The sequence below is a fragment of the Arenibacter certesii DSM 19833 genome, from assembly GCF_000429545.1.
Lineage (GTDB): Bacteria > Bacteroidota > Bacteroidia > Flavobacteriales > Flavobacteriaceae > Arenibacter > Arenibacter certesii.
In genome coordinates this window covers 1-13,025 of sequence record NZ_AUCB01000057.1, presented here as the reverse complement: position 1 = coordinate 13,025, position 13,025 = coordinate 1, and the positions used below count along the sequence as shown (strand labels likewise).

At 36.3% G+C, this 13,025-nt stretch carries 11 protein-coding genes and 1 pseudogene; 8 read left to right on the top strand and 4 right to left on the bottom strand.

From position 1 onward, the window contains the following. The coding region (locus G466_RS0118350; protein ID WP_026814933.1) for an outer membrane beta-barrel family protein at nt 1–837 on the top strand (837 nt) is incomplete at its 5' end. Between the two features lie 66 nt (nt 838–903). Further along, the gene (locus G466_RS24010; protein ID WP_157374020.1) at nt 904–1,056 is read left to right on the top strand and encodes a hypothetical protein; all 153 of its coding nucleotides are present in this window, start codon (nt 904–906) and stop codon (nt 1,054–1,056) included. Nucleotides 1,057–1,550: 494 nt separating this feature from the next. Here G466_RS24010 and G466_RS24785 read toward each other — a convergent pair whose 3' ends face one another. Continuing rightward, nucleotides 1,551–1,733: a hypothetical protein gene (locus G466_RS24785; protein WP_394331704.1), complete on the bottom strand. Its 183-nt coding sequence runs from the start codon at nt 1,731–1,733 to the stop codon at nt 1,551–1,553. Nucleotides 1,734–1,756: 23 nt separating this feature from the next. Continuing rightward, a pseudogene (locus G466_RS0118335) lies at nt 1,757–2,380 on the bottom strand (tyrosine-type recombinase/integrase); the annotation flags it as partial. 568 nt (nt 2,381–2,948) lie between these two features. On the opposite strand from G466_RS0118335, the gene G466_RS0118330 reads away from it, so the two are divergent. Continuing rightward, nucleotides 2,949–4,073 (top strand): sialidase family protein, encoded by a 1,125-nt coding sequence (locus tag G466_RS0118330; RefSeq protein ID WP_026814931.1) that lies wholly within the window; start codon nt 2,949–2,951, stop codon nt 4,071–4,073. 222 nt (nt 4,074–4,295) lie between these two features. Continuing rightward, nucleotides 4,296–4,934, top strand: coding sequence for a hypothetical protein (locus G466_RS0118325; protein ID WP_026814930.1), 639 nt, complete (start codon nt 4,296–4,298; stop codon nt 4,932–4,934). Nucleotides 4,935–5,193: 259 nt separating this feature from the next. Here the strand turns inward: G466_RS0118325 and G466_RS0118320 are convergent, their stop codons facing one another. Continuing rightward, a complete protein-coding gene (locus G466_RS0118320) occupies nt 5,194–5,586 on the bottom strand; it encodes a hypothetical protein (RefSeq protein WP_026814929.1) in 393 nt (130 codons plus the stop codon). A gap of 384 nt (nt 5,587–5,970) precedes the next feature. On the opposite strand from G466_RS0118320, the gene G466_RS22655 reads away from it, so the two are divergent. Together G466_RS22655 and G466_RS22650 are read left to right on the top strand one after the other, a co-directional pair. Beyond that, a complete protein-coding gene (locus G466_RS22655; protein ID WP_051315765.1) occupies nt 5,971–8,352 on the top strand; it encodes a glycoside hydrolase family 95 protein in 2,382 nt (793 codons plus the stop codon). A 24-nt stretch (nt 8,353–8,376) separates the two neighbouring features. Beyond that, nucleotides 8,377–10,248 carry a right-handed parallel beta-helix repeat-containing protein gene (locus tag G466_RS22650; protein ID WP_034236149.1) on the top strand — a complete coding sequence of 624 codons (1,872 nt, stop codon included), beginning with the start codon at nt 8,377–8,379 and terminating at the stop codon, nt 10,246–10,248. A 25-nt stretch (nt 10,249–10,273) separates the two neighbouring features. Here G466_RS22650 and G466_RS0118310 read toward each other — a convergent pair whose 3' ends face one another. Next, nucleotides 10,274–11,134, bottom strand: a complete 861-nt coding sequence (locus G466_RS0118310) for an AraC family transcriptional regulator (RefSeq protein ID WP_026814928.1) — start codon at nt 11,132–11,134, stop codon at nt 10,274–10,276. 91 nt (nt 11,135–11,225) lie between these two features. Between G466_RS0118310 and G466_RS22645 the strand changes: the two genes are divergently transcribed. After that, the gene (locus G466_RS22645; RefSeq protein ID WP_084418984.1) at nt 11,226–11,954 is read left to right on the top strand and encodes a phytanoyl-CoA dioxygenase family protein; all 729 of its coding nucleotides are present in this window, start codon (nt 11,226–11,228) and stop codon (nt 11,952–11,954) included. A 745-nt stretch (nt 11,955–12,699) separates the two neighbouring features. Then, on the top strand, nt 12,700–13,025 hold a 326-nt coding region (locus G466_RS22640; protein WP_316929610.1), incomplete at its 3' end, for a c-type cytochrome domain-containing protein.

Here is a 13,025-nt window from a genome sequence, read left to right as displayed (position 1 = left end):
GTTAAACCTTTTCCCTCTGCTTCGGTACAATATACTTTTGAGAACAATACGAAACTAAAGGCCGCTTATAGTAAGCGGGTAGAACGTAGCACCACTTTTATGATGAATCCTTTTCCGGAAAGAGAGCATTCTGAGACCTTAGAGCAAGGTGACCCGACCCTCCGTCCAGAATTCATTGATCTTTTTGAACTGGGAGTGACAAAGAATTTCGGGGGTGGTAATTCCGTTTATGCAACGGCGTACTACAGGGATGTTAAGAATTTGGTCAATCGTGTTAATACTATTTATAACGATACCATCCTTAACCGGATTTACTCCAATGTAGGGGATAGCCGTTCAATGGGACTTGAACTTGGAGCGCAATTGAAACCGACTAAAAATTGGTCTAGCTTCATAGGAGGGAATCTTTATCGTTATGCCATTGATGGCGAATATGACGGCAGGAGCGTTGATAGTGATGCTTTTATCTATTCCATTAATGCCAACAGCACGGTAGATTTTTCGGATACTGCCTCCGCACAGTTTACTTTCAACTATATTTCTGCACGCAATACAGCACAGGGGGAGGATTCTAGGTTCTATTCGCCTAACCTATCTCTTCGTAAGACCTTTTTAGACAGCCGGCTTGTAGCAACCTTGCAGTGGCAGAATATGGATATGGGACTATTGGATAGTAACGAACAACGTATAACTACCTTTAGGGAGAATGAGTTTTATACTACTACCAATTACGTGTACGAGGTAGATGTAGTGTTCTTGAATTTGTCTTATACTTTTAATAAAAACAAGAATAAATCAAAGTTTATCGAAAGTGAATTCGGGAAGCAGGAGTTTTAAAGAGAGGCTTTTAAAGCCAGTGTCCATTAAACTGTTGAGGTTTTTAATAACAAGATGGGGTTTTCTATGTTTAATATTACCGTAGTGCCAACATTTTGGCCAGATGTGGATTTAGTGAAGACGGATATGTTGGAATATGCTTACGAGTTGGAATATTTTGATGATCATTTGGAAAGAATGTTAAAGAAGTTGGAAGAGTCACGGGAAATAGGATTGTAATTGTTACTGCAGATCTGAGAAAGAAGGGGTTGTAAATCCTGAATGGAATTATCTGTTAATAGGAAAGGAAAGGCATGATGGAGGTAGACCAAATGGTTAAGGTTACCCTATATGAGGAATTGTTAAAAATGGTTTCTTGTATTTAAAACTTTAAAACAGATCGTTGGCCTTAAAGGAATCCTGAGACTGGATACTTGAACACGTATGGTAGCGCTACAATGACCTATATATTAGATACTCGACGTAAAAAAGGAGAATTGAAGTATTGGCAATTAAATTTTGGTAATCGAGCAACAGAAGAGCTTTACGATATTAATTCAGACATTGTATGAATAATTTAATTCATAATAAAGAGTATGCCACTGTTAAAGAGGAGCTTAAATCAGAAATGCTATTACAACTTACACAACAAGAAGAATCACGTAAAGAAGTATCCCTATATCTAGGTTAATCTTTATAAATAGATAATCTCAACATAAAAATAATTGGATTAATTAAAGCAATAGCGCACTTGCTGCATCTAGTACAGAATTATCCATGTCTTTTAAATAAGCTTCTGTAATTGCTAAATTTTGATAGCCAAGTGATCCACTTATGATTTCGGTTGCTACCCCTTTTTGTTTAAGGCAATTGGCAAAACTATGTCTTGCAACATAACTTGTTAAAGGTTTATCAATTTTGCAATGAATTGCAATTTCCTTTAAATCCCATTGAACTTTTTAAGTATTTTATTTTTCCGGTTTTCAACTTGGCTAGGGGTAAGGTTGTCACTTAACAGTATTGGGAATACATATTTCGTACCTGTGGTGTTTTTTCTATAGTGATCAAGGATTTTCTCTATTGGTGGAAGAATTTTAATTTGGAAATTGCCCTTTGTTTTTGAACGGACATAATGGATATGGTCGTTTTTTACATTGTCCCATGTTAGTTTCATAATATCGGCAAAGTTCATTCCCCGGGTGTAAAAACTGAAGATAAAATAATTATAACTATCCAAAACTTCAGGATATTGATTAATATTCATATCAATAATGGTTTTTATCTCTTCAATACTTAAGGCTTTCTTAGCTCCTTTACCTTTCAATTTGGAAATTTTATATTTATGGAAAGGATAATTTTCACCTGCAATTAGATCCCTTTGAATAGCTGTATTGTAAAGTGTTCTTAGCGCCCGCATCTTAACACTTATTCCTCCGTCAGTACTTCCACGGGATTTTAAATCCGCTTCATATTTGGAAAGCTGTGAGACATTTAATTCTTCAAAGGATAAACGCTTCTTTTTTATGAAATTTATAAAAGATGTAAAACTGTTTCTGTGCATTCGCGAATTCCCCGTTCTTCAATGTTTTAGGACATTGAATAAAAGATACTAAATTTATTTTAGTTGATAAACCCTACCTTTTAAGGCAAATACAAGTACATTTTTTCATCTAAAAGGTTAATAATTAGATGATACTGTGTGTAATTTTTAAATTTCACAAATAATATGTCACCAGGTTGTATAGCTGTCTATATCGGATGTTCATGATGTCCTTAATTAAAACTATGAGAATAGAAAAATTTCTATAACCTCTAAAGGAAATAGCTATCTTGGGTATCAAATAAGTAATTCGATTTTTTTATAGTACGTGGCTCAGACCAACCTACCTTCATTTTCTTATGCTCCTTGTGAAAACAATGTTTAGTTTAATTATGTAGGTATTATATTATGCATCACTCTTTCCAAATTGATCAATTTTGGAAATTCAAATGGGCTAGCTAAGAAATTAGTTGAAGAATTAATTTATATTTATAGTTAGAATTGTGGATGAGAACCTATTTAGATACTCATTAAATTAAGATTTTAATCTTAATGATTTACCTATCAGGATATTAATATCTTTTAAAAATAGATGAGAACCGTAATTGTTTATTTGGGAATATTTGTTTTTGGCTTTGGGAATATTGCCAATGCCCAGACTAAGAATGCTTTTTCAAGTTTTACAATAGAGAAGCCGATCTTTGATGTGCAGGTTTTATTTAACGATGAACGTTTTCCCAATCTTGTTGTTGCTAATGATGGCTCAGTAGTGGCTACTTGGGGGAGTGAAAATTTTAGAGTCCGGAGAAGTGAGGATGGCGGAAATACATGGGGCCCTGCAATAACTATTGCCAACCCTGGATTTCAGGGAGGAGGTACCACGGTAGACGAAACTTCTGGAGACATATTTACCTTTATAGAAGAAGGTCACCCTATTTCTCCTTTACATGTTTTTAGAAGTAGTGACCACGGAATTACATGGAAAGAAGAGGAGATAATCATTAAATCCAATAGTTTGGGACACATCCCTTCTATGCATATGAATGAGCATGGTATTACCTTACAATTTGGAAAATATGCAGGTCGTTTAATCCGGCCCACAAGGTATTATGCAGGGGGGAATGCCAAGGAACATTGGGACAACCATTATACTAATGCAATGTATAGTGATGATGGCGGTAAAACTTGGTTTGCAAGTGAGCCTTTCCCTGCCTATGGGACCGGGGAAGCCACTATAGCAGAATTGTCCAACGGACATTTATACTATAATTCCCGTCGTCATAAGTCTACGGATGGAAAGAATCCACGTATGCGCTATATAGCATGGAGTTATGATGGAGGTGAAACGTGGAAGGATTTGTCTGTTAGTGAGGAGCTTCCAGACGGGGACCAAAATAGGGATTATGGTTTAATGGCAGGTTTAGTAAGACTACCTATAGAAGGGCATGATATTCTATTGTATAGCAATATTGATTCTGAATCAGGTAGACGTAATGGAGCTGTTTGGGCTAGTTTTAACGGCGGAAAATCTTGGCCAGTAAAAAAGATAGTGGATAAAGGAGCATTTGCTTATTCCTCTTTAATAGCTGGCAGAAATGGTACCCCTTCAGAAGGATTACTATTTCTGATGTATGAAAGTGAATTAGGAGCAAAAATCGCTCGATTTAATTTGGCCTGGTTATTAGAAGGATTAAGTTTGTCTGACCTTGTTGATTAGAGAAGCCGGTAAGTTGCATCACTTTCTCTATGTACTTGTCTCATGTCATCCAGTACTTGAGAAAAGGGATATGATTTAGATATAGGAGACAGAGCTAAAGGAGTTGATTGTATGAAATTCCTATTTAAAATAGGTATAAATTAGAAGAGAGAAACTAGCTAAAAATTCGGATCTTGCTTCAGTATCGAATACAAAAATGAATTAATTATAAAATAACCAACCATGAAATATACGTACATAACTGTTGTTGCTTTAACACTACTTTTTCTTCAATCGGGCTGTGTGTCTCAAAAAATGCGATCTGTAGAAGAGCAAAATGAAATTAAAGAAGTTATTAAGGCTTATTCAGAAATCATTACGGGTCATAGAGATAATAATAAGGAGTTATACTATAAGGCATACACCGACAAGGATTATGGTTCGGAATTCATAAAAAGAATGGACAATGAGGTGAAGATCAGTTTTGTAAACACGGAGTCTTATGATATTGGGGTTAGGAAAATTGATTCAATAAATGCTATAGATGAATTATCCGTCCTGTCAAAAAAGATTAAGACGGATTCTATAGTCAGAAAGTATATTGAACCAAAAGTAAGCGATTTCCTTGATCATGAAGATTTACAGTCGATGGCAGAATGGTCTAATCAAAAATTAAACTTCAAAAAACTAGATATCAAGGACGTACTATTTTCACTTCAATTTAATCGTCAGATTTCTGTTCCTGTATTCAATAAAGATAGAACTATAGCCTTTTTTCTTGAGAGGGCTTACAATGAGCTCGAAGCTAATTTCTTTAGATATTCAGAAGAGAAAGGTTGGGAATTTTATTGTTCGGGCACGCTATGGATGGTCACTTATTAAAACCTTCCTCTTCCTAGCCTTTTTAACTCCTTTGATAGTCGTGTTATTTTAAAATACCAAGAAAAAACTAATCACACTAAGCCATAAGTTTTTGGAGTTAAGTTAGTTCTTTAGTTTCACCACAACATTAATTTATAAAAAGTATTTTGGGTCAAATGAATTATGGATCAGCTTGTTAATATTGAATTCACTTTGACCCATCAAAAACCTTCTATATGCCTACCGCTCTATAAAATTAAAAAGCAAAAACAACAATTTTTTAACGCTTCGTTTTGATATAAACCAAGTCCATTAAATACTGGATATTTTCTAGGTTGGACTCGTGGTACCCTATAAGTCGATTCAAGGACATAAGAAAACCTAATTCCCTTATCTCTTTGCTATAGCCTTTTCGGGTGGTAATGTCGTGCAGGTTTTCAGTAATTTCGTTTACTATGGAATCGGAAGTATTGCCCGGATTAATTTTGAGGTCCCTTAGAGCTCCGGCCGTTTGCTCTTCATTGGTACAACTGAATTTTATATAATTGACCAATATCTGTTGCGTTCTTTCTGAAAGAAAGTTGATTTCACTTCCATCAAAATAATGGTTTACTTGTTTTGCTATTGCATATAGGTTGCTAAGCTCTTTACCCAATAATTCCTCCTTTTTCATTCTTGATATATTTAAATAGCTTAAAAAATAGAAAATGTATTTATTACTTTTCTAAAATTAAAAATTTATAAGGCCAACGCTGAACAATTTCAAATAAAAAAGTATCGCTAGAGCTGATTTTCAGGATAAAACACGGAATTCTTGTTTCCGAATCTAGTAATTGATTTCGAATTCAATTCTTAATGCATCTGTTTTCAGTCGGGAAATTATTCCATTATTTTAATAAATAGCCAATTTACGGAATAATCACAGTACTTAATCATTATGTTAAGCTATCACGACATTAAGGGACAAATGTTATCTTAGCGAAAAAACATAAAATAATCTAGGATATCCCTTATTCGAGTCATATTCATAGGGAACTACAAATAATTATTATTACATATGAACTTTAAAAACCTAAGCTATTTCAGCGCCCTTATTACAATCGTATTTGTTACCACATTCAAAGTATATGGCCAGGAAAATGATCAGTTAAAACTTTGGTATGAAGCTCCTGCGGATAAATGGATGATGGAAGCCTTGCCCATTGGAAACGGCTATATGGGAGCCATGATTTTTGGAGGTATAGAGGAAGAACATATTCAGTTTAATGAAGAAAGCCTTTGGGCAGGAGGTAAGGGCGAATGGGACGAATATAATGGCGGCAATAGAGAAAATGCACATAAACACCTGCCCGAGGTAAGAAGGTTGCTCAATGAGGGGAAATACCAAGAGGCACATCAACTGGCCAACAAGGAACTTACTGGAGTTATTAAAGGTAATGATGAAAAAACAGGATGGGCCGGCTATGGAGCCTACCAACCTTTTGGCGATATATTTGTAAAACCAGTACATACCGGTATCCCTGATAATTATAATAGAACACTAGATATTTCTAAAGCGGTATCTACTATCTCCTATACCGAAAATGGAGTTGACCATAAGCGTACATATTTTGCTAGTTATCCAAGTCGCACCTTAGTATTTCATTTTGAAAATAACAGTCCAAAAGGAATCGACTATGTCATTAGGAAAACCGCAGTTCATAAAAATGTTTCCATATCCTTGGAAGGGAAAGACCTTGTTATGTCCGGTAGTTTAGAGAATAACGGAATGGGATTGGAAAGTAGGATGCTGATAGAGTCAGATGGTAAAAAACCGACTTTCGTAAACGGAGAAGTTCAGGTAAAATCAGCTAAGAAACTAACCTTATATCTGACCGCCGCAACGGATTATAAAAATGAATATCCTCATTATACAGGACGGGATTATAAGGCGTTGAACCAAAAGACAATTAAATCTTTAAGAGGGAAAAAGTTTAATCAGCTTTTATCCGAACATATAGAAGATTATGCCCAATTGTTTAATAGGGTGAGTTTTAAGCTTGAATCCACAAGCCAAAAGAACCTTCCCACGAACGAAAGATTAAAAGCGTATGCTGCAGGTAAAGAAGACCCTGCCTTGGAAACCCTTTACTTTCAATACGGGCGATATTTACTGATAAGTAGTTCAAGACCGGGTTCTATGCCAGCCAACTTGCAAGGTAAATGGAATAATATGACAAGTCCGCCTTGGGCTAGTGATTATCATGCCAACATCAACATTCAAATGATCTATTGGCCTGCCGAAATCACCAATTTATCAGAAGCTCATGAACCCTTAATTGAGTATATAGACAAATTAAGAGCTCCCGGTAGAAAATCCGCCAAGGATTTTTTCAATGCCGATGGGTGGATCGTAAATACCATGAACAATCCATTTGGATTTACCGCTCCAGGCTGGGATTTTCCATGGGGCTTTTTTCCTGGAGGTGCAGCCTGGTATGGCCGACACGTTTGGGAACATTATGAGTTTTCTGGAGACCGAAATTATTTAAAAGAAAAAGGCTACCCCATAATGAAAGAGGCTGCCCAATTTTGGCTGGATTATCTTACTAAAGATGAGGGCGGGTATTTGGTCTCCTCACCTTCGTATTCTCCCGAACACGGGGGGATTTCTACTGGGGCCTATATGGACATAGAAATTGCATGGGATATTTTTACAAATTGTATTAAAGCCACCGAAGTACTGGGGGAAGACAACGAATTTAAAGCAAAATTGATTGCTGCAAAATCACAGCTATTGCCATTGAGAATAGGGAAGTGGGGGCAGTTGCAAGAATGGAAGGAAGATGTGGATGATCCCAATAACAAACATCGACATGTTTCTCATTTGTATGCACTCTATCCAGGAATTCAGGTGAATACTTTAGAGACACCAGATCTAGTAGAAGCAGCAAGAGTATCCTTAAATGCTAGGGGCGATGACGGTACCGGCTGGTCTATTGGTTGGAAAATTAATTTTTGGGCCAGGTTGTTAGATGGAGATCGGTCTTATAAATTATTGAGAAGAGCCATGCAGTTGGTGCATGAGGATGGTGTAAACATGATGGACGGAGGCGGAGTCTACACTAATTTACTATCTACCCACCCACCTTTTCAATTAGATGGAAATATGGGGGCAACGGCAGGGATGGCAGAAATGCTCCTTCAGTCACACTCAGGTGGAATCCATTTACTTCCCGCGCTTCCCAAGGCCTGGGCTTCAGGAAAGATTTCTGGTTTAAAAGCTAGGGGCGGAATCCAAGTGGATATGGAATGGAACGAAGGTAAATTAACTTTGGTGAGATTGTTATCCGGTGTAAACCAATCCCACAAGGTGAAATACCAAGATATAACAGTTGATGTTAATTTAATAGGAGGACAAGTGTTGACACTAGACGCGGCACTACGACCATTAAATTAACAACGGGCCAAGCGTTTTATAATTATGTCAAATCTTTTAATAGTATTTTCTAGATCTATTATCTTGTTTAAAAGAACGAGACTCTTGGCTTTTTTTCTATATTTTGGTGTGGTCAATCTGATACATGCCCAAAAAGTAATAGACTTAAAAGATTACGGTGTTGAGGCTAATTCTTTTAAGGATGCAGTTCCGGCAATTACTAAAGCTTTGGCTGATGCCGCTAAGTACGAATCGGCCATAGTACGTTTTCCTAAAGGTCGGATAGATCTATGGCCTGCCGCTGCGGCCAAAAGGGAATTGTATGTATCCAATGCCACCGAGTCCGACACCCTAAGTAAAGTGAGGAGCGTGGGTATTTTATTGGAGAATGTGAATAACATCACTTTGGAAGGGGATGAGACACTTATAGTAAGCCATGGGAAGATGATTCATTTGGCCAATCTTAACAGTCGAAATATTACCGTTAAAAATATAGGGTTCGATTATGAACGTCCCACCATGTCCGAATTCGCGGTAATGGAGCTAGGGCCAGATTTTGCCATAGTGAAGGTCCATCCCGATTCACGCTATGCAGTGATAGACCAAAAGGTAGTTTGGTATGGAGAAGGATGGAAATCCGAGAAGCTACATACTATTCGATTTGATCCGAAGCTGAAAACCATGCACTATTTTAAAAGTCCAGTCTTTCAGGAGGCTCAAGCTATTGATTTGGGAAATAATGAAATTCAGTTTAAAGGTGATTTTAAGGGTGCTGACCTAACTAAGGATGATGTTTTGACCTTAAGGGATCCCTACCGCGATTGTTTAGGGGTTCTCAATCATTTTTCTGAGAACTTGATTTTTAATAATATCGGATTCCATTATATGCACGGTTTAGGGATGGTGAGTCAGTTTTCCAAGAACATATCGGTTAATAAGCTTATGGCGAAACCCCGTCCCGAAACGGGAAGGGTTATTGCCGGTTTTGCCGATTTTTTACATTTCTCTGGGTGTTATGGGAAGATTGTAATAGAAAATAGTGTTTTTTCTGGCGCTCATGATGATCCAGTGAACGTACACGGTACCCATTTACGTATAATAGAACATAAAGAAAATAAGATTAAGGTGCGTTTTATGCACCATCAGACTTGGAATCTAATGGCCTTTGATCCTGGCGATACTATTGGTTTTGTCAACAATGAAAATCTTTTGGTCTATGAAAAGGCTAAGGTAGAAAAAGTAACAAAAATTTCGGAACGAGTGCTAGAACTGCAGCTAGACCGACTTGTTCCAAAAAGTTTAAAAGAAAATCATGCGGTAGAAAATATTACCAAGACCCCAGAATTGGTAGTTCGCAATAACCGTTTTGAACATACCAATACAAGAGGACTTCTAGTAACTACCCGTAAGAACGTATTGATTGAAAACAATATTTTTTATAGAACAGGAATGCATGCTATCCTAATCGCCAACGATTGCAATTATTGGTACGAGTCCGGGCCTGTGAAGGACGTTACTATTAGGAACAATAAATTTATAGAGTGTGGTTATAACTCCTTTCCCAATACTTACCCTATTGCAATAATGCCCGAGACCCTGAAATTTGAAAAAGGAAAATACGTTCATTCCAATATCAACATTGTAAATAATGAGTTTACTCTTTTTAGTCCTCCCTTATTATTTGCTAGGGCAACGGAGAATATCAATTTCACGGGAAATATCATTAAGGGCGTAAAATCTGATCATTTTCGCGTTAGTAGGCAACCTATGATTTCTTTAGAGCACAGTGATAAGGTAATTCTTGGGGCTAATAGTTGGGAAACCGAAGAATTTGAAAAGATCATTCACTTAAAGAATATGAAAAGGTCCCAGATAAAAGTTGATTCTTCAAACGAGATGAAGATTAATAGAGAATAGGATTATTGGACTTTATTAATTGGTTCTATTTAGGTTGTGAATTCTTAAATGTACTTGGTGAATATCCTGTAAACTTTTTAAAGGTAGTGGCAAAATATTGGGAAGTAGTAAACCCAAGATCAAAAGCAACTTTGGTTACGGTCGTGCTATTTTGCAAGGCTACCTTCGCCTGTTCAATTTTCATTCGGTTAACATATTCTTTTGGAGGCATGCCGGCTGTTTCTTTAAACCAGGCCTTAAAATAGCCTGTGGACATAGAGACCAATTTAGCCAATTCATCTACATAAATAATCCTATGCAGGTTTTCTACTATGTAGGTATCCAATATGTTTATTTTTTTAGTTGAAGAGAGTTGCTGTTTTTTTTGAGATAATAGTACCGTTTCTATCAGTAATTCAGTTAGCAATTGATTGACCATGATGCGCGACAGAATGGAGTCCTTTTTTTTAAATTGAAGAACTAATTTCTCTAAGATTAGTTTCAATTGAAACGCACCTTTAAAGATATATTCAGATCTTTCTAAAATAGCATTAAGCAAAAAATCTGATTGTTGGTTGGGTAGATTGCAAAGCTTTCCATAGGAAGGACACACTAATATCTGGAGCCAAAACAATTCTCCTTTATCCTCGGGGAATTTACCCGTACTATGTATGGTGTCTGGCGGAACCACAAGAATATCGTTCCCATTTAGTTCATACATGCTATCACCAATTTTATAATGCTGTTGCCCTTTCATGCAATAGCAAATTTCCAAGGCTCCTTGGTGTTGATGACTTTCCAGTCCAGGTTTTACCTCGTTATACTTGTAATGTCCAAATGATACCCCTCTTTTCACTCCATATTCTTGAAGGTTTATTACAATTCTGTTATGTGTTTTTAGATTCATTTATGCTTGTATAAAAAAATAAGATAGTACAAAAACGAAAGACTTCCCATTTTTTTAATAGCAAATTTGAAAACTTAAAGAGATGGAGTTCATGGGAAACTTACGATTAGAATTTATTAAAGATGGGTATATCAAAATTAATACTTTGCTTTCCTCAAATGAGGTTAATAATCTACGAACAATTTATGATGAATTACTCTTAGAGAAGGATAAGACCAGACATTTGCGAAGTGATCTTGCCGGTGTTGAAGGATCCGAATCTAGAAAGATAGAGCGAATTACACAGATAATGAGACCAAGCACGGTAATTCCAGAATTGCTAAAAACCAAAGCGTATAAAGTAGCGTTACAGTGGGCAAAGGACCTGTTGGGAGACGATATGGAACTCGATTTTGATATGATGATAAATAAAGCTCCCCATAGTAAGACAGAAACGCCATGGCATCAAGATGCAGCCTATTGGATAGCTATGCCAGACAAAAGGTCTGCTAGTTGTTGGATAGCATTAGATGAGGTGTATGTGGAGAATGGATGTATGTGGTTTGTACCCAAACGAGAAGGTTATGCTATTTTGCCACATAAAAATCTACCCAACGGAGGGGCACTTTATTGCGATACACCAACGGATAAAGCAGAAAGTATTCCCTTATCTCCAGGTGGATGTACTTTTCACGACGGTTATACACTTCATTATAGTAAAGGTAATTGTACCGATTCCCAGAGAAGGGCATTGATTCTAAATTTTAGACCTGAAAAAATGATCGATTTAGAAAGGGAGCAAGGTGTAGACCATTTAGGGGAAAGAAAGCAAAGGGTTTAAAATCCCTTTTTCTATATAGCCAGATTACGTTGAAAATAGTATAATGCTCATTCAACTTTCTATGGAAATATGACAAGTTACACTTCTGCTTTTAAAATTTGCCTTACTTTTTTGTAATGGAAGGATAATGTTAGAAAATATGGATTAAGAATGGGGTCTGTTTATTTGCAAATAGAGAGAATAAGATAATTCATAGACTTGAATCAACTTTTCTAATGATAAGTTAATAGAAGTTTTAATGATCTGATTTATTGACTGATATTTTTTATATCTTTCTTAGTCTAAAATATGATTTGTAATTTCATTTTAAGTGAAAAATTTAAGAATACGGTGAGGGATATGTTTTTTGTTAAAACTTTTCCTATAAACTAACCTTAATGTTGGTCCTTTTATACGAGTAGTATCAGGCAATATTATACAATATTCTTAATAGGTCATGGCTGCAAGGAGAAAATCTAAAAAGAAAAATCTTTCGACATTTTGAAATTTCTAAGTAAGCTCGATCCAATTCTTAAAATAGATAGGTAAATAGGTAATAATAAATAAGTTCAGGTAAATAACTAAGAACTAAATCGAATATTGGGTTAATAAAGAATAAGACTAAAAATGATGGAATTCTTTTTCTCATAATAAAATTTTGAATTTTACATTGGTTGACGGATAAGCTGCAAATAATTTCTTAACCTAATTATGATCGAATTAATATTGGTATCCCCCGACTTTTATAAAAATGAACAATAGTAAAATGAAACAGAAAATATTGATTATATCTATCCTTGTGGTACTTTTAGGGGTGTTGTACGCCTTCACCAGTGGCGCCTTCCATGTTTCCAAAGATGATTATTCATCCCTGAAGCTCCCTGAGGTTGTAGATTACAACTTCCATATTAAACCTATCCTCTCCGATAACTGCTATACTTGCCATGGTCCAGACGCGAACAAGCGCCAAGGTTTTCGCCTAGACCTGGAGGAGACGGCATTCTCTGAGCTTTCTGAGAGCCCTGGCGAATTCCCCATCGTATCCAAAGATCCCAAGAGGAGCAAGGTATACCAAGCCATCGTTTCAGACGA